This is a genomic window from Paenibacillus amylolyticus, from assembly GCF_051136285.1.
GTDB lineage: Bacteria > Bacillota > Bacilli > Paenibacillales > Paenibacillaceae > Paenibacillus > Paenibacillus amylolyticus_F.
In genome coordinates, this window is the sequence record NZ_CP194938.1 from 4,899,043 (window position 1) to 4,923,846 (window position 24,804).

Genomic DNA, 24,804 nt, shown 5'->3' on the forward strand with positions numbered 1-24,804 from the left:
ATTCCTTATCTATGTTTTTGCAAGTTATGAGTGAGCGATACCTCTGTAATAAATCGCTGCAAAAACGTTGATTATCCAAAGTTGAATTGGCTTTGATGGTGCTTTTTTCTGATAGTCATTTTCTGGTTTTATCATTATAGTTATACTAGGAATTGTTATGTCTACCGCCTCTCTGAACGCAAAATTTGTATAAATAAGGTTGTTCGTTGAATGCATAATGTTCGACAAACCCGGACGCCACAGATAAGGAGATAGAAATGAGAATACTTATTGTTGACGACAATCCGACAAATGTCATTATCATTCGAGAGATTTTGAAAAAAGAGAATTACCGCGATATTGTGACAGCAAGCTCAGCTATGGATATGTTCGAAGTATTGGGAATTGGTGCGGATATCAGCGAAATGCGTCCGAAACAATCGGATATTGACCTGATTTTACTGGATATGATGATGCCTGAAATGGACGGAATTGAAGCATGCAGCATTGTGCAAAAATTCGAAAATCTGAAAGACATCCCGATTATTATGGTGACCGCGATCGGTGATTCCAAGAAGCTGGCCGAAGCACTGGATGCAGGGGCCTCCGATTATGTAACCAAGCCGATTAACAAAGTGGAACTGATGGCCCGAATCCGACTGGCATTACGTCTGAAACAGGAGAAAGACTGGCACAAGGAACGTGACCAGCGGATTCAGGATGAGTTGAAGCTGGCAGCAATGGTACAAAATGCCGTGCTCAGTCATGCGATCGAAGATCCGTTGTTTCAGGTACATGCCATCTATAAACCATCTTTTGAGCTTGCTGGTGATCTCTATTCCTGGTTTCCCCTCGGAGAGGAACGGTATGGTGTACTGCTTCTGGACATGATGGGGCATGGTATATCTTCATCCCTGTTCACAATGTTTATTGCATCCGTACTTAAGGATACAGTAACGACATATGTTGACCCGGAGAAGGTGATTCAAGAGCTGAATCGACGCTTTAATCAGCTGCATCTGGGAAAACAACTGGTGCAGTATTACTTTACAGCGATCTATCTAGTCGTGGATACCCGGATGAAACGGATTGATTATGTGAATGCCGGTCATCCACCAGCTTTATTTTTCCGTAGTGACGGCAGTGTAACTTCATTTGACAGCGTATGTTGCCCGGTGGGATTGTTCGACAAAATGGATATTGAACCACAGACCATTCATTATGAAGGCACGGGCCATATTGCGATGTATACCGATGGTTTGCTTGAAGCGGTTCAGGGTGATCAAGAGCAGCAGCTTGAGTTTCTGAAAGAACAATTAAAAGGCTCCCATCAGTGGAATGAAGAAGCGATGCAGGCATTGTTCTTCGACGACGAGTTGAATCTGGAAAGGGACGATGATAAATGTCTGGTCTGGATTACGTTGGATAAAGGGGCGCAAACAGAATGAAAATCAGGAATAAACTGCTGATTGGTTTTACCGCCTTGATGGTCATTATGATTGCCCTCACCTTTGTGAGCTACGAGCGGCTGAACAGCAGTAATAGACAGATTGATCAGATGTATCAGGAACGTTATCTTAAAGTGCGATTTACTTCAGCAGCACGAGGGGAAGTCAATGATATTGCCAAAGTGCTGGCTAACTTGTTGTTAAATCCAAGCAATTCAGTCAGTGCGACAGAATCTGATTTGAAGGAAATGAAGGAAAAAGGTGCCCGTTATCTGGAGCAGGTTAAAAACCGGGCGGACACTGCCACGGAGCATCAACTCGTAGATCGCGTGAATAATGCGTGGGATGCCTATACGAATTATGCTGCAAGAGTAATTAATCTGATGTCCCAGAGTCGGGTGGAGGATGCTAATAACTATCGCAACTCTACTGGACTTGCCGTTCAGAAGGAAGCGGTGGAAAGTCTGAATGCGTTGTCTCGTTATCAGGACCAGGAGATTGATGCCGAGATCAAGGTCGCCAATGCCGCATATACCAGAGCGGTTCAGATTACAATAAGCATTATGGTCGCCGGATTACTGCTTGCGCTGGGTATTATTCTCTGGGTACTTCCAAGCATTACACGTGGTCTGAATACGGTATCGATGATGATTACGAGTTTTGGCAAAGGTCGATATAAAACGATCCGCCGGATTCAAATCAAGTCAACCGATGAGATCGGCCAGATTGCCAACGTTTTCAAAGAAGTCTCTAACGATCTGGAAGAGAAGCTGGAGATCGAAAAAGCTTATGTACAGGCCCAGCAGGATCAGAACTGGATGAGTTCCAATATTGCGAGAGTTCCTGAACTTCTTCGGGGAATAGGCTCCATTCGTCAAATCTCCCAGATGTTTATTAGCGAATTCACACCGGTACTTGGTGCTCAGCTAGGCGTGGTATACCTCATTGATGAGGAGAAACATCCAGATGAGTTGAGACGATATGGTTCTTACGCTTTTGAAGAGAATGGGGAGCTTGGCAAAGAGGTATACCGGATTGGGGAAGGTTTGATCGGTCAGGCGGCGCTGGATATGAATCCAATTGTGCTTGATTATACACCTGATCAATATGTGAACATCGGCTCTGCTTCGGGTTCGGCACCAGCTGCAGGAATTATGATCTATCCGGTTGTGTTTGAGGACGAACTGATTGGTGTAGTGGAACTGGCTTCCTTCGAAGGTTTTGGTGAGATGCACAAGCAGCTGTTTGGACAGCTGATCATGAACTTAGGGGTCATCCTTAACAATGTTCGGAGACGTCTTCGTGTGGAGGAATTGCTGCGGGAATCTCAGGCGCTTACAGAGGAGTTGCAGGTGCAATCCGAGGAGTTGCAGACACAGCAGGAAGAACTACGTCGTACCAATGAGAATCTGGAAGAACAGACGGATGCACTTAAACGTTCTGAGGAACTGCTGCAGCGTCAGCAGGAGGAATTGGAGCATTTTAATACAGAGCTGATCGCCAAGACGCGTGCGCTTGAAGAACAGGTACGTGAAGTGGAAGAGAAAAATGATGAAATTGAGAAAACGAAGACGCAATTGGAACAGCAGGCCATGCAATTGTCGATGACCAGCAAGTACAAGTCAGAATTTTTGGCAAATATGTCGCATGAACTCCGAACTCCGCTGAACAGTCTGCTCATATTGTCTCAGTTATTGTCGGAGAACAAGGATGGCAATCTCAGCAGCAAACAGCAGGAATATGCACAAACCATTTATATGTCCGGTGCAGACTTGTTGAAGATGATTGATGAGATTCTGGATCTATCCAAAGTGGACGCAGGCAAGATGGATATCAATTATGAGACTGTTCGATTGGATGAACTGACCAGTTTTGTCACCCAGAACTTTGGCCCGATGGCCAACAAGAAAGAGCTGAATCTCAATTTTGATTTTGATAACTCCCTGCCAGAGTGGATCTATACGGACAGTCACCGGGTGAAACAAATTTTACGAAATCTGTTGTCCAATGCGTTTAAGTTTACGAATCGAGGTTCGGTAAGTCTGATTGCAAGGCGTATGAAACCTGAGGAATTGCCGGGATATCTGAATACAAATCAGGAATATCTCGGATTTAGCATCAAAGATACCGGGATTGGCATTCCGTCCGACAAGACGGATCTGATCTTCGAAGCGTTCCAACAGGTAGACGGTACAACGAGTCGTAAATACGGTGGTACGGGCCTTGGTTTGTCGATCAGCCGAGAACTGGCACGTCTGCTTGGCGGGGCAATACAGGTGGAATCTTCCGAAGGTGTGGGAAGCACCTTTACGCTGTTCCTGCCGGATAATCATGAACAGGCCGAATTGACAGAGGAAGAAGCAGCGAGAGAAGCAGCGAGAGAAGCAGCGGTATCCTCAGAACAACAGCAAGAATGGTTACCAGATATTAAACCTGTTCATTCATCACAACAATCCATTCTTGCAGCTGAGCCGGAACGAAGCCGTGTAGTTGATCTATCCCCTGCTCACAGTTCAGAAGCCACCCGGATTGAGGATGATCTGAATAACATTGTTGAAGGTGACAAAACGTTGCTGATCATCGAAGATGATGTGAACTTTGCCCATATTCTGATGGATATGGCGAGAGGCCGGGGCTTCAAGGCATTGGTTGCTCTTCAAGGGGATGCCGGACTGGAGATGGCCCGTGAATACTTGCCTGATGCGATTATTCTTGATATTCAATTACCTGTGATGGACGGATGGACGATTTTGGGCGAATTGAAGAGCAGTTCAGTGACACGTCACATTCCGGTGCATGTCATCTCGGTTGTTGATGATATGAAACAAGGGTTGATGATGGGGGCCATTGCCTATCTTAAAAAACCTTCCAGCAAGGATTCACTGGATAAAGCATTTTCTCATATCGAATCCTATACGGAAAATCAGTTGAAACGATTGCTCATTGTTGAAGATGACGAGATTCAGCGTAAAGCAATCATTGAATTGATTGGCCATGATGATGTTGTCATTACTGCCGTATCAACAGGCCAGGAGGCACTGAATGAATTGCACAGCCAACGTTACGATTGCATGGTGCTGGACCTGATGTTGACGGACATGACGGGATTCGAGCTTCTGGACCAGATTCGCGATGATGAATATCTGAATGATCTGCCTATTATCATATATACCGGAAAAGAGCTGGATTCCAAGGAAGAGATGAAACTTCGCAAATATGCGGAATCCATTATTATCAAAGACGTGAAGTCACCGGAGCGTCTGCTGGACGAGACGACATTGTTCCTGCATCGGGTAGAAGCTAACCTTCCTGAAGACAAACGCCGTATTTTGCAGAAGCTGCATAATAAAGAAACCTTGTTCGAGGGGAAGAAAATCCTGCTTGTCGATGATGATATTCGAAATGTGTTTGCATTATCCAGTGTGCTTGAAGGGTACCGTATGGAAGTTACGTTTGCTGAGAACGGCCGTGAGGCATTGGAAGCACTTGAGAAAAATTCGGAATTTGATCTGGTGCTGATGGATATGATGATGCCAGAGATGGATGGTTACGAAGCGATGACACGGATCAGACAGAATCCGAAATTTGATAAATTGCCGATTATTGCGCTCACAGCCAAGGCGATGAAAGAGGATCGAGGGAAATGTATTGAGGCTGGAGCATCCGATTATGTGAAAAAACCGATTCAAACCGATCAATTGTTGTCATTAATGCGGGTATGGTTGTATTCGTAAGCGTATGGTTTGGGTAATGAAGGACAATAACGCATACGCAAGTAACCAATGATGAAGTGGAGAGAAGTTATGACACCGTGGGAACCTAACGAAACGGGAGCAGATACGGTTCGTATACCGCAAGATGAAGAGCGTGAATTGATCGAGATTGAATTGCTGCTGGAGGGAATGCATCGTTTGTATGGGTACGACTTCAGAAATTATGCGCTGCCATCCCTGAGACGAAGAATATGGCACTACGCACATGCAGAGGGTGTGAAAAGCATATCCGGGCTGCAGGAAAAGGTACTGCACAATCGTTCATCCTTTGAGCGTTTTGTACAGAACTTGTCCATACCGGTGACAGAAATGTTTCGCGACCCGTCGCTTTTCCGCATGTTTCGGGAAAAAATCATTCCTATTCTAAGAACCTATCCGTATATCCGGATATGGCATGCAGGCTGCTCTACAGGTGAAGAAGTGTATTCCATGGCGATTATGCTGCATGAGGAAGGTCTGTATGACAAAGCACGAATCTACGCAACGGATATGAATGACCGCTCACTGCAACAGGCCAAGGAAGGCGTATACGGTATTGAGAAAATGAAGTTGTTTACAACAAATTATCTGGAGTCAGGGGGCACAAAAGCCTTCTCCGAATACTATACAGCGAAATATAATTCCGTTATATTTCACCCGTTTCTTCAGAAAAATATTATTTTTGCCGAGCATAACCTGGCAACAGACCGGTCATTTAATGAGTTTAATGTAATTTTTTGCCGCAATGTCATGATTTATTTCAACGATGAGCTGCGGAACCATGTGCACGGGCTGTTTCATGAGAGCTTGAGTCACTTCGGTATTCTAGTTCTGGGATCGAAAGAATCCATTCATTTTACAGAATATAGTGATGCCTATGAGCCGTTAGACCGGACCGAAAAAATATACCGGAAGATCAAATAGGGGGTTAGGCTTAGCTATGGGGCTCAATGAACCAATCCACATATTATTGGTAGATGACCGCCCTGAGAACCTGCTTGCACTTGAAGCAGTTCTGGAATCAGAACGGTACAAACTCGTTAAGGCAAACTCCGGAGAAGAGGCACTCCGTTGTTTGCTGAAAGACGAATTTGCGGTCATCGTACTTGATGTGCAGATGCCTGGAATGGACGGGATTGAGACAGCGAAATTAATTAAGGCACGAGACAAATCCAAAGAAGTGCCAATCATCTTCATCTCGGCAAATAGCAGAGAGGCCGAGCATCTGTTTGCCGGATATTCGGCGGGGGCCATTGATTATATGGTCAAACCGTTTATTCCCCAGATTTTGAAGTCCAAAATCGAGGGGTTTGTGGAGATGTTTATCTCAAACAAAAGACTTAAGACACAGACGATGTTGCTTCATCAGAAGACCCAGGAACTGGAGAAGATGAATCAGCAGCTTGTGCAGGCCAAAGAAGAGGCCGAGATTGCGGCTAATGCCAAAACAGAGTTTCTGGCGATGATGAGTCACGAGATCCGTACACCGATGAACGGAGTCATCGGCATGGTCGACCTGTTGATGGAAACCGAGCTGAAGGAAGATCAGAAGGAATATGTAGATATCGTTCGCCGCAGTGCCGATGCACTTGTTACGGTGATCAATGACATTCTTGATTTTACCAAGATGGAGTCCGGCAAAATGGAGCTGGAGGAGCATCCGTTTGAACTGGTTTCCTGCATACGGGAAGTGCTTGGTTTGTTTGCTGCAGAAGCTGGCAAGAAAAACTTGGAGCTGGATTATTTCCTCGAAGATGCTGTGCCTCAATTAGTCTATGGAGACATGGCGCGGCTTCGCCAGGTACTGCTGAATTTAATTGCTAATGCGGTAAAGTTCACGGATCATGGCGGGGTTTATCTGATAGTCTCCGTGAATGGGGAGCAGGATGGAAATATGTCGCTGGAGTTTGCTGTCAAGGATACCGGAATAGGCATTGCTCCAGATAAAGTGGATCGCTTGTTCCAGCCGTTCTCCCAGCTGGATACGTCGATGACCCGAAAATATGGCGGAACAGGTCTTGGTCTTGCCATTTGCAAGACGCTGGTTGAAATGATGGGTGGACAGATCTATCTGGATATATCAGAAAAGCAGGGCGCTACTTTTGTATTCACCATCCAGGCCAAGCGTTACGTTGAAAGAGAATTGGTGCAGGGCAATGGCGAAGAGAAGCTGACAGAGGTAAAAAAAGAGGATAAACATCCTACGGTATTAATCGTGGATGACCATCCGATCAATCAGAAATTAATGGCGATCATGCTCCACAAACTGGGGCTTCTTTCGGATATTGCGGAAGATGGCCAAAAAGCACTGGACATGGTGATGGAGAGCACGTCCTCATATGACTTTATTTTTATGGATTTGCAGATGCCGGTGATGGATGGTCTGGAATGCACTAGACGCATACGTGAGAGCTTAACCCAAAAGCAGCAACCTGTCATTATAGCGATGACGGCTAACGTGATGGAAGGTATTCAGCAACGCTGTACAGCAGCAGGAATGGATGATTATATCAGCAAACCGGTGAAAATGGGCAGTGTTAAACAGAAGCTTGCACATTTCCAGAAGAATCATCAGGTTATGAATCCGGGCGCTTCAGCAATGAACCAGGCGAATTGAAACTTTTACCAGTTATGTTTCCTGTTTCACTAGTGCATAAGTTGGGTTATAAAGTAAGGAAACCATTGATCAGGAGAGAGATGTCTAATGAATACAAATAAAAATGAAAAATTCAATGCAAGAACCGAAACACATGACGGTGTATGCACAGTGTATCTGACTGGCGAACTGGATTTGTCGGTTGCTCCTGACTTCCGTTTGGTAATGGAACCGCTCGTGGATAACAAGGAGCAGGATCTGTTTATTAACATGAAAGATCTCAAGTACATTGATAGCACAGGGATTGGTATCCTGTTATCTGTTCTCAAGGCCAGACATGGAATGGAAGCTCGCTTTGAAGTACAGGAAGTTCCTGCGCAAATTCAGAAACTTTTTGATATGACGGGTATAGCCAAATTCTTTGTTACACAGAAGAATTCCCAATAGGAAAGGATCGAAAAAGGAATGAATGCAGAAGTCCAAAGAATTACTCTTAATTTACCGGCGACAGCTGAATATGTGGATATTGTAAGACTTAATCTGTATGGTGTTGCGTCCAAAATGGGTTTCTCGTATGAAGACATTGAGGATATGAAGGTTGCTGTATCCGAAGCATGTAACAACTCCGTATTGTATGCCTACTCTCATGAAGGTGGCATGGTAGAAGTGTTATTTGAAGTGAATGGCGAAGTGCTTGCTATTACTGTCAAAGACGAGGGTGCCAGCTTCGAGAATGTGAATCCAGCTGTAACTCGTTCCGGCCTTCATGATAAAGATCTGACAGATGCTCAGATTGGTGGACTTGGGTTCTACCTCATGCAAGCCTTGATGGATGATGTCAGTGTGGAGAGTGAGACGGGCAAAGGTACGAAAGTGGTACTCGTAAAACGTCTTGCCAAAAGTGAGGAGAAAGTATGAATGAAAAAGTGACTCCCCCAGAGTCCATGTCTGAAGCGATTGGTTTGATCTGGGAATACCAACAAACACAGGACAACGAAATCGCCACTGTTCTTATCCGTAAGTATGAACCGATGGTCAAAATGGCTGCGGGTAAAATTGCCCGTAATAGACCGGATTTATATGAGGATTTGTACCAGACAGGCCAAATGGCTTTGATTCGATTGCTGAAGCAATACGACATCAATCTGGGAATTCCATTTGAACCTTATGCGATGAAAAGCATGATCGGTCATATGAAGAATTATCTTCGGGATAAGTCATGGTACATTCAAGTGCCAAGAAGAATCAAGGAAAAAGGGGCATTAGTGCAGCATGCCATTGATGAGCTGACGGTAAAGCTGGAACGATCCCCCGGGGTTAACGAGATTGCAGAATATCTTGATCTTACTCCGGAGGAAACCATTGAAGTTCTGGCTGGCCGGGAGTGTTACCACTATGTTTCTCTGGATTCTCCTTTATCTCAGGATGACAGTGCAGCGACATTAGGTGAACTGATCAGCGCAGATGTGAATGACTTTGATTCGGTTGAGAAACGGATGGATCTGCAGCAGGCACTAGGACAGCTCAAGGAGCAAGAACAGAAAGTACTTATTTTAGCGTTCCAGGATGGACAGTCACAGCGGGCTATCGCCCAGAAGCTGGGTGTCTCACAGATGAGTGTATCCCGGATTCAGAAACGGGCTACGGAGAAACTGAAGCAGATTATGTCTAACGCTTCTATGCTATGATAGATCATTCCTATGGTTGCCCCAATACGGCTTAACGAGGACACGGTATTGCACTGGATTGCATACGTGTCCTTTTTGAATTGACTGGAGGAATCCCGGCGACACATGAATTAACATGTCAGGAGGAATATATGGTGGATCAGATCAAACTGGAGGCTCGGCGCGATCAGTTGTTCTTCTCTGAGGAGTGGCAGTGGTGGGATTGGGTAGCTCCGGATTCCAGTAGTATGGACAGTGCACTTCATGATCTGGAGCAGGCTTTTCCAGCGATGCAATATTGGCTAAACAAAATCTCGGAAGCTGAATCCAACTACTTGTCCGTTCGTTATTTTAACGGCACAGATGCGGTTATTTTCGGTTCCTTTTTATATGCCGTGAAGAATGAAACAAATGATCAACGAAGAGATAATCAGATGTTTTTTTATGTCGATAAATTCAATTTGGTTACGCTCAATTTGGATGACAATACGAGGGGAATCATGAAATCGGGCGAACGTATGCACATGCTGCAACAATGTACTCAGGCCAGAGAAGGCATGTTTGTTCTTTTTCGAGCGATTCTTCATTATTATCATGTGGGCATGGATCGTTTTGAGATGAATCTGCGTGATCTGGAACGGAGAATGGAGACTCGCAATGCACGTACATTGATGGATCAGATTCTGGCGGCCCGGTTTGAATTGTTGTACTGGAGTAATCTGTTTATTCCTTATACCGAATTAATGGCAGCTTCCCGCGAAGCTTACCTTCAAGAAATTACAGATAATCGCTTCTATCAACAGCTTCAGTATCGCGTCGAACGGATGGAATGTCTGTTCCGGCATTATGAAAAGGAGATCGATACCTTAATTTCGATAGACAATGCCATATCTGGCGTACGTGGCAATGAGATTATGAAGACACTGACAATTGTTACTTCTGTATTCACACCGGCAACAGCAGCAGGTGCCATATGGGGGATGAATTTTGAGAATTTGCCCCTGATCGACAAGACATGGGGAGTCGTACTGGTCATTGCACTGATTATCTGCAGCATGGTTAGCATGTATATATGGATGATGATGAAAGGATGGACAGGGGATTTGTTGAAAGTAAAATCTGCCCAGTCTTCCGCTCCGGGAAACCGGGACAGAGAAAAAGAGGGAAAGCGATAGCCACAGACTGGCTGCCCCTCTTTTATTTTTTGTAATCCTGGATGTAACCGAGAAGATCCGCGATATATTTACCCACAATAGGCATATTAACAAATTGGCTAAGGATATAGGCAAGCAAACCGAGCACAACAAATGTACCGACAGTCAACCCAAGCCCGCGAGCCATACCAGCGGTAAAGTTCGTAATGATTCGTTTTTTGGGACTACTGTAATTTTCAATGATGTCTTTGATCTGTGCTCTCTCCAAACTGTCCGCAATCTGATCGAGCCGTGTGTTCAGGCGCTTGACCTCATGACGCAATTCGAATGGATGCTCACTGGTATCATACTGCTGTGCAGGTGTTCCCCCTGTTACCGGGGGATTGCCATTGATCGTGACTTTACTCATATCTGTCATTCCTCCGTTCGCTCTGGATAAAAAATAGCCAGCTGGAATGCAGCTGGCTATTTATTGCTCGATCTCATCAGGCCTTACAGGCTTGTCGAGTTCAATTGTTTACGCACATCTTCCTTCGCTTCCACGGAAGCGGCAGCTACTTCTTCAGATGCACGCGTTGCTTCCTCAGCAACGTCTGCAGATGCTTTTTTTACGGAGTCCATAACATCATTACGACCTTGGTTCACCGTTCTAGCCAGATCGGACGTTTTGGATGATACCGTTTTGGCAATTTCAGAAGCTTTGTCTCCAACCACTGTTGCTACTTCCTTCGTACGGTCAGTAACCATGCCTACCTTCTCCGAAAGATCACCACGCAGTTCGCGTCCTGGTTTAGGGGCGAAAAGCAAGGCAGCGGCAGCGCCCAGCAAACCTCCGATGAAAATACCTTTGGCGAAAGTGGAACCCGTTTGTACAGGATATTGCTCTTCTGCTTTATTCATGTCTAATCACTCCTTCTTCAAATTGGAAAACAAATACGAAACAACGAACACCATCTAACCCGAATCAGGCAGCCTGTCTTAGCAGTCTGGACACAAGCCCCAGTAAGAAAACAAAGAGAGCTGTACCAATGATGGCAGGAATGATTGCGAAGTTACCGATAATGGATCCCCAGTTACCAAGCAAAAGGGCTCCCAGCCAAGCTCCGGCAAATCCGGCTATCATTGCACCTATCACGCCGCCCGGCATGTTGTGACCGGCAAGTGCATCGCCGATCAAACCGATAATAATCGCCATGACAATGCTGATAATAATGCCCCACATAACAACCGCCTCCTTTTCAACTTGATGCAGGATGTTATCTGTTCGCGTTTGCTTACTTCGTATATAAACGCCGTGCAACGTGGTGAAACAACTAATGGCAGGATGCATAGAATGGAAATTGGAGGAAGTGAATCAGGAAACGGATCGTTTTATTCCTTGAATCATACATAAAATCCAGGCGAATCCGGCAGCAAATCCGGCAAAGACATCAGTAGGATAATGAACTCCCAGCATGATTCGACTCAGACCAATCAACAAAATAAACAGAATGCCGCAAAAGACAGGAAGCCATTTTCCAGGTAAGTCCTGTTTCTTGCATTCTACGGCCCAAATGACAAAAAGCATGCCGTAAAACCCCATTGAAATCATGGCGTGACCACTGGGATAACTATATCCATGTACAACGAGAAGGTGATCGAGTTCGGGCCTGCTTCGTCTGAATACCTCTTTTAACAGAGTGTTCAAAATCCACATCATGGAAAAGCTTGCACAGATTACATACCCATATAGGGTGCTTCTGGGACGGTGCTGTGCAAAACACAATAGTGCGAATCCCGCTGCGGCGAGCGCTGATATTTTAAACGAACCTAACGCTGTGATGAATGAAGTGTAAGGCAGCAGAGAAAGGCGAGATTGCGAATGCAGGTAAAACATTTGCTGGATCTGACTATCCAGCTGAATCAAATGATCCATGCCGAGTATGGCTCCAAGACCTGCCAATAACAGCACAATGGCTGCGCTCAGCAGCGAAGCAATGAGGATATATTTCACCAAGGATCGCAAAGGGACGACATGTGGCGGTTCAGATGAGAGATGTTGAGAATTACGTAGCATGAAACGTATCTCCTTCTATAAAAGTGTAGTCCTTCAGTAAGGCTGATAAAGCTTTACCCGAAACGTCTGTCGAAAAAACTGTAAAACCGTCGTTTTTGTACTATACTAATGAGGATATCCCATGCGGCGCCATGAAGCAAAGCAGAGATAAACTGGATTTTATATATATGAAATTGGCACTATGAAGGAGAGAAACTCGCATGGAAAGTGCGCTGTTAGTTAAAGAATACCGTGCAGGCGTGATGGAATGCGCCCACTACGGACACATATGTATTACAGATGAGCATGGGCAGGTTGCATATTCAGTCGGTAATCCTCATTTCAGAGCGTTTACACGTTCGTCTGCCAAACCATTTCAGGCGATCCCTGGAATTCGGGCGGGAATGGATCACCACTATAACCTTGAGGCCCATGAGATTGCCATCATGGCTTCATCACATCGCTCAGAACCGGAACATATTCAGGTGTTGGAACATTTAGCTCGTAAAATTGGACTTGGTGAGGAATGTTTGGTCTGTGCGCCAAGCTACCCGCTTAATGAGGAAAGTCGCAATAACTGGTTGCGCGCACAAGGAGAGAAACGCAGAATACTGCATAACTGTTCGGGTAAACATCTGGGGATATTAGGTTACAGCCAGATGAAAAAGCTTGATTTGGACACCTATGCCGAGCCAGGACATCCAGTGCAACGGGAAATCCTTGAAACATTGGCCGGTCTTGCTGGTATTAAAGAAAATGAAATTCAACTCGGGACGGATGGCTGCGGCTTTCCGGTATTTTCATTGCCGCTGTCCGCGCTCTCCAATGCGTATCTTAAGCTGGCTTGTCCTGACCTCATTGAAGATGAGTCCACACGCATCGCTGTGAAGACAATTACTTCTGCGATGAATCAGCACCCTCTTATGGTAGGTGGCACGAATCGGGTGGATTCGGTGTTGCTGGAGGACGATAATATTGTTGCCAAGGGTGGATTCAAGGGTGTATTTGGTTTCGCGCTGAAAAAAGAGAGACTTGGTATCACCTTCAAAGTGCTGGATGGCTCTGAGGAAGAATGGGCTTCCATTGCACAATCGATATTGAAGCAACTGAACTATTCCAATCCCAAAACCATTGCCCGCCTGGCAGAAGTATTTCCTGCAGACATTCGTAATGATGCAGGAACTTTAGTAGGTCGGATGGATAGTGAATTTGTGCTCCACTCATAAAAAGATAGCGTATAACCTTTGGAAGGAGCTTGATTAGAATGACCGGGCCCCGGGTAAAGATCACATACCAACTGGTATTGACCTATACAATTCTAAACACGCATGGATCACTGCGATAAGGCAGTTCCAATCCTCTGGAGGTGGATGAATATGATTAAAGTAGTGACATCGGAAGAAAGGCACACGTCGGATCGAGGTTGGATACACAGTGAATTTAGCTTTTCCTTTGCAGATTATGAGGATCCAAGCAATGCCCATTTTGGTTGTCTGTTAGCTCATAATGACAACATACTGATGCCGCAGGAAGGCTTTAAGAAACATCCACATCATGATCTCGAAATTGTCAGTTATGTGATATCAGGTACGCTTAAGCATACAGACAGTATGGGTACAGAACAGCTGCTGGAAGCGGGGACAGTTCAGGTGATGAGTGCAGGTACAGGTGTAGAGCACTCTGAAACCAATCCGGCGACGGATGAACCGGTACGTTTCCTGCAGATGTGGTTTCTGCCTTCCCAGCGAATGTTGAAACCGTCTTATGCATATCGCAAAATAGAAGAATCCGCACAGCTGAACCGTCTTTGTCCGATAGTGTCAGGTATGTCAGATCAACCGGATGAACGCTTGGAAGAGGATTCTCTCCGCATTGCTCAGGACGTCACCTGTTATCTATCTAAGCTGGAGTCAGGCAAAAAATTGATGTATCCGCAACATGAGGATCGGCGGACGCATTTGTTCCTCATTAACGGGCATCTTGAAATCCAGTGTTCCGATGGTCATTTTAATCTCAAGCCCGGAGATGCGGCTCGAATTCACAAAAGCTGTGATCTTCAGATGACAAGTGCAGGCAGCGAGCCTGCCGAGTTTGTTCTTGTTGATTTACCTTGACCTTGATATATTCGCACATTGGATCAACAAGGTTGGATTAAGCAAGCGCATAGACTATAAAAAATCAAAAGGACTTGTCCTGCATCAGTGTTCTGATGTAAGACAGGTCCTTTTCTATTGCTGCAATACTGTCAGATGTGAAGGCAGAATCCAGCGTGTGTAACTTATTTACGAAGTTTACCGAGTTCAGAAGCAACAGCTTCCACCTCGGAGATGCTCAGATGCTCTTTTCCGATAACCATCTCATACAAATCTTGCAGATCCTCATATTTCTCAAGCGGAAATCCTGAACCTTGCATAGCGGCACCACTGGCCATCCGCAGCTTGGTCTTGATGGCTTCGATCATATATTCCATATTTTCTACTGTTGCTTGTGTTAAATCCATCGTTAACTTCATCCTTTCCATCTACGGGGATGGTTTGCTCATTTTCCATCTCGGAAACTCTTGTTATTGTAGCATGAGTGGAAGGGTACAAGCCAATGATTTTGCGGGGGAACGGAGCATCGGTTACAATGTGAGAATAGAACGAAATGACTGGAAGACAAGATTGCACTGGAGTTGTCAGTCAGATCAGAGTCAGCAGGAGGGAATCAAGCTTGGCCTTATATAAACGTGAACTTGTCAGGCAACAGAATCGAGAAATACGTAAAGGAGTGCCTGGAGACCAGCTTGTCCTTTTTTTCAAGTATATCTCCCAGCTCCACAATCTGGATGAAATTACGTTTCTCTGTATCGGTACAGATCGTTCCACCGGGGATGCACTTGGACCACTGACGGGTACACTGCTGGAGGAATGCGGTATACCTCATGTGATTGGCACGCTGGCTGCTCCTTGTGATGCAGATACACTGGAAAAGCGGTTGGCACAGATACCGGCACACCATACCGTAATTGCAATTGATGCATGTTTAGGCCCAAAAGATGCTGCCGGGACATACTATGTTTCAGGAACGCCTCTTTATCCTGCCCAATCCGTTGGCGGCAAGTTGCCACCTGTTGGAGAATACAGTGTAGCCGCAGTAGTGAATGCTAACGGTCCGAGACCGTATTCTATTTTGCAGATGACTTCACTTCACCTTGTTATAGGCATGTCTCAAACGATTGCCAACGCGGTAACAGAGGCCTGGATTGCACGAGAAACGTTTCATTCATGAGATGAATGCTTAATAATATACAACCTGAAATATTACATTCGCGCAGAGAGAGGGATTAATATGGAAAAAGTGATGTGTGATGGAACGACGATTTGTTATGCTGAGCAGGGTAAGGGAGAAGCACTAGTGCTGCTTCACGGATACTGCGGCAGTTCATCCTATTGGGATGAGGTGTTGCCGGAGCTGGCACGCAGCTATCGTTGTATCGTACCTGATCTGCGTGGGCACGGCAAAACGGATGCACCGGTTGGCAGTTACACGATTGAACAGATGGGCAATGATGTGCTGCAGCTGATGGATGAAATAGGTGTGGAAAAAGCGGTCATTCTGGGACATTCCATGGGCGGATATATTGCGCTTTCAATTGCACAGCATCACCCGGAGCGTCTGAATGCGTTTGGTCTGATCCATTCAACAGCGTTCCCCGACGGTGAAGAGGCGAAGGAGAAACGTTTGCGCGCAGTATCCACGATTCAGAGCGAAGGCATTGTGAACTTTGTGGACGGGCTGGTTCCTGGTCTGTTTGCACCGGAAAATGTGGAGTCGTTGTCGACACATGTGAATCGTGTGAAGGAAATTGGTTACCAGACTGCCCCTCAAGGTGCAGTTGGTGCAGCACTGGCTATGCGTGAACGCCCGGATCGTCGTGATGTGTTATCGGCTACACCACTTCCTGTACTGCTTGTGGCAGGGGAAAAGGATGGTCTGATTCCGCCAGAACGCACCTTTACGAGTGATAAGCCTCATATTGTTCAAGCTACGATTGCAGGTGCAGGACATATGAGCATGTATGAAGCACCAGAAGAATTGATTCAGGTGATTAAACAGTTTATGGCCGGTTTGTCTGACTAACTGTGAAGTCATTCAACTCAATGAAGTGGAATGGAAATAGATAAACGTAAAGGTCTGTCTGGAGAAGTGAGAAAGTTTACGATGAAACGTACTCAATCATTGTAAGTATACCAAGCCCCTGTATGTCCATGTGGACAAGCAGGGGCTTTGATTTGGTTTGCTGCCTTGCATCTGAAGCAGGAGCAAGCTGGACTTTCGCTTTTTTTCACGGCATGAATTAAAATAAAAAGTATGGATACACGATACATAATTATGTGATAGATGATTGAAGACATAAGGGGGCACACCGATGTTCAGGAAGGATTACCTGCTCCGAATGGTGGAGGATATGACAGAGGCAATTGGCAAGGCTTTTACGCTCAAACAACAGCGAAAACATGCGGAGGCCTTGTCTGAACTGGATGAGCTAATGCGCAGACAATTTGGCATGAATCTGTCTTTGCTGAACTCTCTGCCTGCAGAAGATGTCATTGAAATGTTCCGTTTTCGCGGTGTCATTGAAGTGGACAATCTGCAGCAAGCGGCCAGACTTATTGAGGAAGAGGCATATATCTATCAGGAGAAAGCCAGAGTCGAGGGCATGGATGATCAGGAGAAAATGGAGGCAGAGGATGCAGCGCTTATGCGTTTGATGCGAGCTTTACATTTTTACCTATATGCCTTAAATCACGGGGCTAACCCCAAACTGTTGCAAGCGCCTGAACGTATAGACGGAGTCATGGAACAGATTCAGGGATATGAGCTTCCTGCCCGAACGGAAAAGCAGCTTGCGTTATACCGGGAGCAGCAGGGGCGATATGATGCAGCCGAGAATGGGTGGTACAGGTTGCTGCATCTTGGCGCGGAGTATCCTGTACAGTATGAGCAAGATGCAAAAGCATTTTATCAGAGGTTAACCGAACTTACGGATGAGCAGCTTGAACAGGGCGGTTTGCCGCGAGACGAGGTCAATGAGGGACTGGCACAGATTAAAGCGCTGGAGACCAAACGTCAGTAGGCGAATGGTTAAACAGATGGAGACCAGGCTCTTCACTTGGAGAGGAAACAGAATTATGGTATGGTAACGGTTGACCAAACCAAACCGAAAGTGAGATGTACCCCGTGGATTCGTTGCGAAAGCTTATACATGATATTTTTGAACAGAACTCGCTGATTACGGCGACCTTAAGTCAGCTGCGCAGACGGGACAATGTCTCGTTTACCAAAGTGCAGGTGAAGCCGGTTACGCTGAAAAATCAGCTTCATTACCAGTTTGCTTTTCACTACGCGAATAAAGTGCTGCATGAGAATTTGACCCCGGATGAAGCGTTAGAGCGTATGACTTTGTTATGTGAAGAGACGTTTCGTCAGGGATTGCTCTGTACGGCAGAGGCAGATTATCAAATTCTGATCAGCAAAAAATATAAAGTGTCCATTTTGACCAAATCTCCATCCAAAACAGCCGTAGATCTGTCCCATAATCGCAAAAAGCAATATGTGCTGGAAGAGGGGGTCCCTGTTTCATTTCTCGTTGAACTTGGGATCATGAACGAGGAAGGACGTGTGCTTGCACGCAAATACGACAAGTTCAAGCAAATCAATCGTTTCCTTGAGATGGTGCAGGATGTGATCCCCCATCTGCCGGAAGGACGTCCGCTGACAATTGTGGATTTTGGCTGCGGTAAGTCCTATCTGACCTTTGCCTTGTATCATTATTTGTCTGTACAGCAGCGACGTTCACTCAACATCATCGGTCTCGATTTAAAAGCGGATGTTATTGAGCACTGTAATGATCTGGCTAGACGTTTGCATTATGGTGATCTGAAATTCCTCGTTGGGGACATTGCGGATTATGATGAGCTGAACGAAGTGGATATGGTCGTTACACTTCATGCCTGCGATACCGCTACGGATGCGGCACTGGAGAAAGCGGTGCGCTGGGGAGCATCTGTCATTCTGTCGGTTCCTTGTTGTCAGCATGAACTGTATGACCAAGTCGAATCTTCGGTGATGAACCCGCTTCTGTCCCATGGCATTCTGAAGGAGCGCTTCTCCGCACTGGCAACGGATGCGATTCGCGCCAAACTTCTCGATGTGATGGGATACAAGACACAGTTGCTCGAATTCATTGATCTGGAAAATACACCGAAAAACATTCTGATTCGTGCCGTTCGCGGTCAGGCTGGACAAGTCGAGGAGATGTGGAGTGAATACACCGCTTTCCGTGATTTTATCCATGCTGACCCATACCTGGAGCGTGCATGTGCAGATTTGCTGCCGGTTGAAGGAAGCAAATCTAATGGAAAAGTGGACAGGGAAAACTTGGAGCGGTCTGCGAAGTGTACTCTTCATTGATTTTTTCCGGGAATGTGATGGATAAACCAAGATGGATCGAGAATGACCAGAAAGACTGAGGTTGAAACGTCTGCCGCATAAGTGGTCTGTAAAAGTAAGGAAATGGACATACTGCTGCAAGGGTCGTTTTACTCGATGTGCAAGATGAAGAATATGAGCGATATGTGCGTGATTCCAGATGAATAAAAATAAAATCGTTTATCCCATAAATAAGTGAGAATGTGTGTTTAGGATAAAGGTTTTACTTGCATAAGTCAGGATGCATATTCCGTTGTAAATCATGAACTGATCTGACGGCTAGGTGGAAATAAGGTAGAAGGACCCGAAATCGGGAGCCTTCTGCCTTTTTTGTTTATTCAATTGCTGAAAGAAAGAAAGGAGGTGTGGAATGAAGGAGCTTCCGAAAAACGGGTGCTATTTGAGAGGAGAAAGCAATACATATAACGATATAGCCAGTCCATGCCATACCTCTATCTCCGGCCAGGAGTCATCTACATCTAGTTTTAATATCAGTATGGAAGGAAGAGGAAGTGGGAAGAGGTCTACAGGGTCAAAACGGACTGTAGTTTTAGGCTTAAGCACAGTGGCTATATTACTGGCAGGGTGTATGCGCAGAGGTTTATTTAATTCTGTTGACTTGTATCCCGTTATTCTGATGACCGGAACGATCGCGATGATTCTTCTAGTGGTGTACATCGGGAGAACGTTGGGGAAGAAACATGTTGACCTAGGTTTAGTGCGTATGGAATCACTGCATCTGGGAAAATGGGGTCATACCAATGTAGTGTTTCCTGTGGCAATGATGTTGTGTTATGCCATACATGCCTGGGCAGGCTCGGTGAGTACACAGGGCAGCATCCATGAAATGCTGCGCTGGAGCCTGCTTGCGATGTTTGCCTTGCTCGCTTCACTGCTGGCCGCGAGTGAGTGTGGTCTGCGCTGGTTTGCCTTTGGCTGGCAGCTGGCAGGCGGCATGCTTGTACTAAGCGGTATCCTGGCCGTGTGCGGTGTGCTGCCGCTGGCCTACGGTGTCATGCGGATAGCCGACCCCGAGATCAGCTCCGCCGGCGCCCGGCTCGGCGGATTGCTGCAGTACCCTAATGCGTACGGTGCCATCGTTGGCATGTACGCATTGGAGCGGCTGACAGCCGCCGCAGCGGTGCTGGCCGGGCGAGCCGTCCCGGCCAGCCGGCTCTTCGCGGCGGTGCTGCCGCTCATGCCCGCGCAAGCCGCGCTCCTGCTGAGCGAGTCGCGCGGCGCTTGGCTTGCGGCCGGCTGTGCCACGGCCGCCGCCTTTGCCCTGCAGCGGCGTGGTGCCCGCCTGCCGCTGCTGCTGGCCTTGGCCGCGCCCCTGGCGTGCGCGGCCTGGCTGTACCGCCAGCTGGCTGCTGCCCAGCTGGCGCCTGCACCCGTGCCCGGCCTGTTGGCACTGGCCGGGGCGTGGGCAGCTGCGCTGCTCGGCACGCTGCTGCTGTGCCGTCTCTGGCACAGCGGTGCCCGAGCCGGGCGTGCCGCTGCCATGGCGGCCACGGTGCTGGCGTGCATCGCCGCCGCACTTATGGCCGCGGCCTCCACCGCCGAACGTTTCGCGGCGGGGGTCGGCACAGGGGCATCCCGCCTGCAGATGTGGCGGGATGCCCTGCAGCTATGGGCCGAGGCCGCCTGGCTCGGCCACGGGGGAGAGACATGGCGCAACATGTTCCGCGCCATCCAGTCCTCGCCGTATGTTGGCGGCGAGGTTCACAGCGGACTGCTCGATCTGGCCCTGGATACGGGCCTGCTTGGCATCGCGCCGATTGCAGGGTGGATACTCTTCACCCTGCGCAGCATCCGCCGCTTCGGTCCGCGTCTGCTGCCACCCGTGCTTGTCTTCGTCCTGCATGGAGCCGTGGACTTCGACTGGAGCTACTCGCTCAGCTGGATGCTCTTCATCTGGCTCGCAGCATGGGCGGTTGCGCTGAGGACAGAAGGGGAGTCAGCCTCACCGCAACCGTTCACGAATGGCACTTTTGCTCCGACTGTGAAACTTGCGAGCACGCCACGCCAATCTCAGCGTTACGCGTACCATCTCACTTTGCGAGCCAGCTGTTCAAAGCTGGCGCCTTTCAAACGATATATAGCCGCGTTTTTACTTGCCTGCTGGCTTGGAGGAACCGTTTGGATGACAGCCCGTTACGCATGGGCAGATATGCAGTATCGTTACGCGCTGGCTGAGCCGATAGGGACGACTGCAAGTGTCGAACATCTCAAATCAGCATATCGCTTGAATCCCACTCGGCCTGATCTGGTGATTGCTCTTGCGCGTACACTTCCTCAAGCGGAAGCCAAACCCATTTTACTGGACGGCTTGTCCTATTCGCCGAAAGATCCTGATCTTTATTTGCAGCTTGGACGTTTGGCATCGCACTTAGGGGAAGGGAAGCAAGCGGGAAAGTATTTTATCACAGCCACCGCTTTGAATCGTTATGATGTTGAAACCTGGAGAGCGGTGCTATACTGGATGGAGCATGCGGCGATGCGTGAGATTTCAGAAGGCCAGACTTGGGAAGCTAAGCAGACTGCGGTTATAGGCATACAAATGCTTGAACGCTATAAAGAACTGGCAACACAGGTGAATTCAAAACGTATGCGTAACGACCGTCGTTTCCTACTGCACGCTTCAGCTTCGTCTGCTGGTGAGAACTTGCGCAGAATTGCTATGGGTCCCTTTGAAAGGGCCCGTTGGAGTCTTGGGAAATATTGAACAGGCGGAAGAGGGGATATCTGCCTGCCTGTTCTGGTTTTCTTTTTACAGACGGTAACCGCCAAAGGCGTGTTTGAATGCTTCTTTCAGCGGTTCAACCTCAACGTCCCACAGCGCAGCAATGTCTGCGCTGACTTCGGTATTCCACCATTCACACAGTTTTTTGCGGTCATTGCGGTTTTCTCCAACCCAGAGCAGGTTCGCAATAACTTTCGTATAGTATTGCTCTTCGGCCTGCTTCATACGTTCCGGAGAGACGTACAATTTTAATCTTTTGGCTGTCCGGTACAATTCCTTGCTGCAGGCACGGCGAATACCGCGGGCAGAGGGCAAGTTTTGGCCGGATTGCTTATGTTTGACCGGGGGAGATCCGGGCGCAGATTTGAATGACACATTCTCACACTCCTCTCCCTATACCATATGCGGAGCAACGCCGGCGGGATACTGTCCCGCTCTCACAAGTAGCCACGTTCAGATGCCTGTGATAAAATAAGGACGAACATCCATGGTGCTTCAGGGCACCGCCATTTCAGGGAAAAGAAAGAGGGTTGAGATGGACGTTATTCATAACATTGTCAGCCAATTATTCGACTGGATTCAAAGTCTGGGATACTTCGGCATCATGCTCGGATTAATGATGGAGATTATTCCAAGTGAAATTGTGTTGGCATATGGCGGTTTTCTCGTTTCTCAGCATAACATTAACTTCTTCGGTGCGATGATTTTTGGCACAGTGGGCGGGGTGCTCGCTCAACTGTTTATTTACTGGATCGGTCGTTATGGCGGCAGACCTGTACTTGAACGCTACGGTAAATACATATTGATCCAGAAAAAACACATCGACCATTCCGAAGAGTGGTTCCGTAAGTATGGTACAGGTGTTATTTTCACAGCCAGATTTGTTCCAGTCGTAAGACACGCCATTTCGATTCCGGCGGGCATCACAAAAATGCACACAGGCAAATTCATACTGCTTACCACACTCGCTGTTATACCTTGGACTGCATTGTTTATATATTTAGGGATGATTCTCGGGGATCAGTGGAAGCATGTAGATGAGAAAGCAGCCCCTTTTATTACGCCGATTCTTCTTGTTGCGCTTGCTCTTATGATTATTTATGTTGTTATTAAATGGATGAATGTACGTAAAAAGAGAGGAAGTGTGAAGTAATGTCCAAACCTAACTTATCTCACAAATTCGGTAAAGGTTTGCCTCCGAAGGAATTTATCGCAAGCATGACCAAAAATCAGAGTGAATTTCAGGCCAACTACGATAGCTTTGTCTGGTCAAGTGAAGAGGATCGTGAATTTTTCGAAAGTCTGAACCATCGTGACGACCTTCGCGTGTTGATCCTGGCAGCGGATTGGTGTGGTGACGTTGTGCGTAACATTCCGGTTGTATTTCAGGCATTGGAGATTTCCGGCATCCCAACCGAAGTGCTGATTATGGAGAATCATCCGGAAGTGATGGATGAATTCCTGACGATGGGTGGCCGTTCTGTGCCGATTGTGATCGTAGCAGACACAGGCGGACATGTGTTAGGTCAATGGGGACCTCGTCCGCAGCACGTACAAGAAGTGATGGTGGAGTTCAAACGTCTGAATCCTGATCGTGAAGCTGCTGACTACCAGGATAACATGGCAGAGACGCGTAAAGAGATTCTGAAACGTTACGGGGAAGGAACGGAGTCCCATGCAGTAGTCATTCGTGAGTTGCGTGAGCTGATTTCGGGTTTTTAATCCATATGTTGAACATTCGTACATTTACGCTCGGACCGCTGCAGACGAACGCCTACCTGTTACAGGGGGAGGATCCGGGAAAAGCTGTTATTATTGATCCTGGTATGAATCCTGGTCCGCTGCTTAAGGCGATTCAGGATTTGGAGATTGAAGCTATACTTTTGACACATGCTCATTTCGATCATATGGGCGGTGTAGAGGAGATTCGCAAACTGAAGGGATGTCCTGTTTACTTGCATGATCTTGAAAGTGACTGGCTGACTACAGCCAAGCTGAACGGATCGTTGAACTGGCCGCAGGTAACACCACCCATCACTGCCGCTCCGGCAGAATATGCCCTGGATGAAGGTCAGAAGCTGCAATTGCTTGGCCACACGTTTCAGGTGTACCATACACCAGGACATTCTCCAGGTAGTGTAAGTCTACTTTGTGAAAATGATCTGTTTGCCGGAGATGTGCTGTTCCGCATGGGTGTAGGCAGAACGGACCTGACAGGTGGGCGTGAACGCGATCTGGTGGATTCCATTCAGAACAAGTTGTATCGATTCCCCGATGAGGTTAAGGTGTACCCGGGACATGGTCCTAAAACAACGATAGGTTATGAGAAACAGAATAACCCGTATGTTCCTGCAAGATGATTCGACAGAATATGTGAATTAAGTCTGGACAAGTGCCAACTTTTTCATTAGAATAGCAATTAGTTGTTACAAGCGTTAAGGCATCACTTAACTAAAGCGTTAAATAGAAACACCCTAACTCGCGAAGCACGCAGACTGTGGTCTATACCCGGTTTGCGTTCTTTTTTTGTTTTCAGCCCATTTTCGGCTAGCAAAATGACAGGAACGAGTGGAAATACGTAATGATAAGTAGAGTAGATTATAAGAAGATTGTAGAAGAAAGACCCAAAATGAAGTGAACGAGAGTGAGGGAAATAAATGTGGAGAAATTAAGAGTAATCCCAGCGAAGAAACCAACGGAGTATACAAGTCTTGATGAGCACCCGCTGGGCTTGAATTCTGTCATACGATCCGTTATTCAAGAAACAGCTTTCCAGAAAACTTACATACCTAATACCAGCCTTACTCCTGTCCATCACAATAAGAAAGCCCGTAACATTCAGCAAAATATTTGGAGTAGCCATGTATTACGATATGGAGCTCACAATCAGCGGTGGTTCGACAAATTGCAAGATTACCGAAATGGAGTCTGATTGCCCGGGAAATTGTCGTATTTA

Annotated in this window: 24 protein-coding genes; 18 read left to right on the top strand and 6 right to left on the bottom strand. The window is 46.9% G+C overall.

Annotated features, from left to right (window positions below; genetic code table 11):
• Positions 1-257: 257 nt before the first annotated feature.
• The 8 genes from ACR8BL_RS21320 to ACR8BL_RS21355 all read left to right on the top strand — a co-directional run bounded on the left by ACR8BL_RS21320 (position 258) and on the right by ACR8BL_RS21355 (position 10,617).
• Positions 258-1,427: a PP2C family protein-serine/threonine phosphatase gene (locus ACR8BL_RS21320; protein WP_434749413.1), complete on the top strand. Its 1,170-nt coding sequence runs from the start codon at positions 258-260 to the stop codon at positions 1,425-1,427.
• Positions 1,424-5,161, top strand: coding sequence for a response regulator (locus ACR8BL_RS21325; RefSeq protein WP_434749414.1), 3,738 nt, complete (start codon positions 1,424-1,426; stop codon positions 5,159-5,161). The genes ACR8BL_RS21320 and ACR8BL_RS21325 overlap by 4 nt, the downstream gene beginning before the upstream one ends.
• A gap of 69 nt (positions 5,162-5,230) precedes the next feature.
• Positions 5,231-6,103: a CheR family methyltransferase gene (locus ACR8BL_RS21330; protein WP_434749415.1), complete on the top strand. Its 873-nt coding sequence runs from the start codon at positions 5,231-5,233 to the stop codon at positions 6,101-6,103.
• Positions 6,104-6,119: 16 nt separating this feature from the next.
• On the top strand, positions 6,120-7,796 hold the full coding sequence (locus tag ACR8BL_RS21335) for a response regulator (RefSeq protein WP_434749416.1): 1,677 nt from the start codon (positions 6,120-6,122) through the stop codon (positions 7,794-7,796).
• A gap of 87 nt (positions 7,797-7,883) precedes the next feature.
• The gene (locus tag ACR8BL_RS21340; RefSeq protein WP_434749417.1) at positions 7,884-8,222 is read left to right on the top strand and encodes an STAS domain-containing protein; all 339 of its coding nucleotides are present in this window, start codon (positions 7,884-7,886) and stop codon (positions 8,220-8,222) included.
• Between the two features lie 18 nt (positions 8,223-8,240).
• Positions 8,241-8,693: an anti-sigma B factor RsbW gene (gene rsbW / locus ACR8BL_RS21345; protein WP_434749418.1), complete on the top strand. Its 453-nt coding sequence runs from the start codon at positions 8,241-8,243 to the stop codon at positions 8,691-8,693.
• A complete protein-coding gene (locus ACR8BL_RS21350) occupies positions 8,690-9,463 on the top strand; it encodes a sigma-70 family RNA polymerase sigma factor (protein ID WP_342552793.1) in 774 nt (257 codons plus the stop codon). Before rsbW ends, ACR8BL_RS21350 begins: the two co-directional genes overlap by 4 nt.
• A 131-nt stretch (positions 9,464-9,594) precedes the next feature.
• Positions 9,595-10,617, top strand: coding sequence for a magnesium transporter CorA family protein (locus ACR8BL_RS21355; protein WP_434749419.1), 1,023 nt, complete (start codon positions 9,595-9,597; stop codon positions 10,615-10,617).
• Between the two features lie 22 nt (positions 10,618-10,639).
• Here the strand turns inward: ACR8BL_RS21355 and ACR8BL_RS21360 are convergent, their stop codons facing one another.
• The 4 genes from ACR8BL_RS21360 to ACR8BL_RS21375 form a co-directional block, all read right to left on the bottom strand.
• Entirely contained in the window at positions 10,640-11,005 is a 366-nt protein-coding gene (locus tag ACR8BL_RS21360) for a DUF5665 domain-containing protein (RefSeq protein WP_434749420.1), read from the bottom strand.
• Positions 11,006-11,088: 83 nt separating this feature from the next.
• On the bottom strand, positions 11,089-11,496 hold the full coding sequence (locus ACR8BL_RS21365) for a YtxH domain-containing protein (RefSeq protein WP_434749421.1): 408 nt from the start codon (positions 11,494-11,496) through the stop codon (positions 11,089-11,091).
• 64 nt (positions 11,497-11,560) lie between these two features.
• Entirely contained in the window at positions 11,561-11,818 is a 258-nt protein-coding gene (locus ACR8BL_RS21370) for a GlsB/YeaQ/YmgE family stress response membrane protein (protein WP_434749422.1), read from the bottom strand.
• Between the two features lie 132 nt (positions 11,819-11,950).
• On the bottom strand, positions 11,951-12,652 hold the full coding sequence (locus tag ACR8BL_RS21375) for a phosphatase PAP2 family protein (RefSeq protein WP_434749423.1): 702 nt from the start codon (positions 12,650-12,652) through the stop codon (positions 11,951-11,953).
• Between the two features lie 200 nt (positions 12,653-12,852).
• On the opposite strand from ACR8BL_RS21375, the gene ACR8BL_RS21380 reads away from it, so the two are divergent.
• Both ACR8BL_RS21380 and ACR8BL_RS21385 read left to right on the top strand, forming a co-directional pair.
• Positions 12,853-13,857, top strand: a complete 1,005-nt coding sequence (locus ACR8BL_RS21380; RefSeq protein WP_434749424.1) for an asparaginase — start codon at positions 12,853-12,855, stop codon at positions 13,855-13,857.
• Between the two features lie 150 nt (positions 13,858-14,007).
• Complete coding sequence (locus tag ACR8BL_RS21385) at positions 14,008-14,745, top strand: pirin family protein (RefSeq protein WP_434749425.1); 738 nt, start codon at positions 14,008-14,010, stop codon at positions 14,743-14,745.
• A 164-nt stretch (positions 14,746-14,909) separates the two neighbouring features.
• On the opposite strand, the gene ACR8BL_RS21390 is transcribed toward ACR8BL_RS21385, so the two are convergent.
• The gene (locus tag ACR8BL_RS21390) at positions 14,910-15,131 is read right to left on the bottom strand and encodes a DUF1128 domain-containing protein (protein WP_434749426.1); all 222 of its coding nucleotides are present in this window, start codon (positions 15,129-15,131) and stop codon (positions 14,910-14,912) included.
• A 212-nt stretch (positions 15,132-15,343) separates the two neighbouring features.
• On the opposite strand from ACR8BL_RS21390, the gene yyaC reads away from it, so the two are divergent.
• From yyaC to ACR8BL_RS21415, 5 genes are all read left to right on the top strand, one after another.
• Entirely contained in the window at positions 15,344-15,901 is a 558-nt protein-coding gene (yyaC, locus tag ACR8BL_RS21395) for a spore protease YyaC (RefSeq protein ID WP_434749427.1), read from the top strand.
• Positions 15,902-15,961: 60 nt separating this feature from the next.
• The gene (locus ACR8BL_RS21400; RefSeq protein WP_434749428.1) at positions 15,962-16,753 is read left to right on the top strand and encodes an alpha/beta fold hydrolase; all 792 of its coding nucleotides are present in this window, start codon (positions 15,962-15,964) and stop codon (positions 16,751-16,753) included.
• A gap of 289 nt (positions 16,754-17,042) precedes the next feature.
• Entirely contained in the window at positions 17,043-17,750 is a 708-nt protein-coding gene (locus tag ACR8BL_RS21405) for a DUF6483 family protein (protein ID WP_434749429.1), read from the top strand.
• 95 nt (positions 17,751-17,845) lie between these two features.
• Positions 17,846-19,087: a class I SAM-dependent methyltransferase gene (locus tag ACR8BL_RS21410; RefSeq protein WP_434749430.1), complete on the top strand. Its 1,242-nt coding sequence runs from the start codon at positions 17,846-17,848 to the stop codon at positions 19,085-19,087.
• A 607-nt stretch (positions 19,088-19,694) separates the two neighbouring features.
• Positions 19,695-21,830 carry an O-antigen ligase family protein gene (locus ACR8BL_RS21415; RefSeq protein WP_434749431.1) on the top strand — a complete coding sequence of 712 codons (2,136 nt, stop codon included), beginning with the start codon at positions 19,695-19,697 and terminating at the stop codon, positions 21,828-21,830.
• A gap of 45 nt (positions 21,831-21,875) precedes the next feature.
• Here the strand turns inward: ACR8BL_RS21415 and ACR8BL_RS21420 are convergent, their stop codons facing one another.
• Positions 21,876-22,223, bottom strand: a complete 348-nt coding sequence (locus ACR8BL_RS21420; RefSeq protein WP_434749432.1) for a dehydrogenase — start codon at positions 22,221-22,223, stop codon at positions 21,876-21,878.
• A gap of 160 nt (positions 22,224-22,383) precedes the next feature.
• On the opposite strand from ACR8BL_RS21420, the gene ACR8BL_RS21425 reads away from it, so the two are divergent.
• The 3 genes from ACR8BL_RS21425 to ACR8BL_RS21435 are packed head-to-tail and all read left to right on the top strand — an operon-like array spanning position 22,384 to position 24,208.
• The gene (locus tag ACR8BL_RS21425; protein WP_434749433.1) at positions 22,384-23,001 is read left to right on the top strand and encodes a DedA family protein; all 618 of its coding nucleotides are present in this window, start codon (positions 22,384-22,386) and stop codon (positions 22,999-23,001) included.
• Positions 23,001-23,570 (top strand): thioredoxin family protein, encoded by a 570-nt coding sequence (locus tag ACR8BL_RS21430; protein WP_434749434.1) that lies wholly within the window; start codon positions 23,001-23,003, stop codon positions 23,568-23,570. Before ACR8BL_RS21425 ends, ACR8BL_RS21430 begins: the two co-directional genes overlap by 1 nt.
• A 5-nt stretch (positions 23,571-23,575) precedes the next feature.
• On the top strand, positions 23,576-24,208 hold the full coding sequence (locus tag ACR8BL_RS21435; RefSeq protein ID WP_434749435.1) for an MBL fold metallo-hydrolase: 633 nt from the start codon (positions 23,576-23,578) through the stop codon (positions 24,206-24,208).
• Positions 24,209-24,804: the final 596 nt, after the last annotated feature.

Excerpts from the sequence above, each read along its gene's own strand:
- ACR8BL_RS21325 (WP_434749414.1), top strand. The coding sequence starts at position 1,424 with ATGAAAATCAGGAATAAACTGCTGATTGGTTTTACCGCCTTGATGGTC.
- ACR8BL_RS21355 (WP_434749419.1), top strand. The coding sequence starts at position 9,595 with ATGGTGGATCAGATCAAACTGGAGGCTCGGCGCGATCAGTTGTTCTTC.
- ACR8BL_RS21390 (WP_434749426.1), bottom strand. The coding sequence starts at position 15,131 with ATGGATTTAACACAAGCAACAGTAGAAAATATGGAATATATGATCGAA.
- ACR8BL_RS21385 (WP_434749425.1), top strand. The coding sequence starts at position 14,008 with ATGATTAAAGTAGTGACATCGGAAGAAAGGCACACGTCGGATCGAGGT.
- ACR8BL_RS21430 (WP_434749434.1), top strand. The coding sequence starts at position 23,001 with ATGTCCAAACCTAACTTATCTCACAAATTCGGTAAAGGTTTGCCTCCG.
- ACR8BL_RS21360 (WP_434749420.1), bottom strand. The coding sequence starts at position 11,005 with ATGAGTAAAGTCACGATCAATGGCAATCCCCCGGTAACAGGGGGAACA.
- rsbW (WP_434749418.1), top strand. The coding sequence starts at position 8,241 with ATGAATGCAGAAGTCCAAAGAATTACTCTTAATTTACCGGCGACAGCT.
- ACR8BL_RS21335 (WP_434749416.1), top strand. The coding sequence starts at position 6,120 with ATGGGGCTCAATGAACCAATCCACATATTATTGGTAGATGACCGCCCT.
- ACR8BL_RS21375 (WP_434749423.1), bottom strand. The coding sequence starts at position 12,652 with ATGCTACGTAATTCTCAACATCTCTCATCTGAACCGCCACATGTCGTC.
- ACR8BL_RS21365 (WP_434749421.1), bottom strand. The coding sequence starts at position 11,496 with ATGAATAAAGCAGAAGAGCAATATCCTGTACAAACGGGTTCCACTTTC.
- ACR8BL_RS21320 (WP_434749413.1), top strand. The coding sequence starts at position 258 with ATGAGAATACTTATTGTTGACGACAATCCGACAAATGTCATTATCATT.
- ACR8BL_RS21435 (WP_434749435.1), top strand. The coding sequence starts at position 23,576 with ATGTTGAACATTCGTACATTTACGCTCGGACCGCTGCAGACGAACGCC.
- ACR8BL_RS21380 (WP_434749424.1), top strand. The coding sequence starts at position 12,853 with ATGGAAAGTGCGCTGTTAGTTAAAGAATACCGTGCAGGCGTGATGGAA.
- ACR8BL_RS21370 (WP_434749422.1), bottom strand. The coding sequence starts at position 11,818 with ATGTGGGGCATTATTATCAGCATTGTCATGGCGATTATTATCGGTTTG.
- ACR8BL_RS21330 (WP_434749415.1), top strand. The coding sequence starts at position 5,231 with ATGACACCGTGGGAACCTAACGAAACGGGAGCAGATACGGTTCGTATA.
- ACR8BL_RS21415 (WP_434749431.1), top strand. The coding sequence starts at position 19,695 with ATGCGCAGAGGTTTATTTAATTCTGTTGACTTGTATCCCGTTATTCTG.
- ACR8BL_RS21340 (WP_434749417.1), top strand. The coding sequence starts at position 7,884 with ATGAATACAAATAAAAATGAAAAATTCAATGCAAGAACCGAAACACAT.
- ACR8BL_RS21400 (WP_434749428.1), top strand. The coding sequence starts at position 15,962 with ATGGAAAAAGTGATGTGTGATGGAACGACGATTTGTTATGCTGAGCAG.
- ACR8BL_RS21405 (WP_434749429.1), top strand. The coding sequence starts at position 17,043 with ATGTTCAGGAAGGATTACCTGCTCCGAATGGTGGAGGATATGACAGAG.
- ACR8BL_RS21410 (WP_434749430.1), top strand. The coding sequence starts at position 17,846 with ATGTACCCCGTGGATTCGTTGCGAAAGCTTATACATGATATTTTTGAA.
- ACR8BL_RS21425 (WP_434749433.1), top strand. The coding sequence starts at position 22,384 with ATGGACGTTATTCATAACATTGTCAGCCAATTATTCGACTGGATTCAA.
- ACR8BL_RS21350 (WP_342552793.1), top strand. The coding sequence starts at position 8,690 with ATGAATGAAAAAGTGACTCCCCCAGAGTCCATGTCTGAAGCGATTGGT.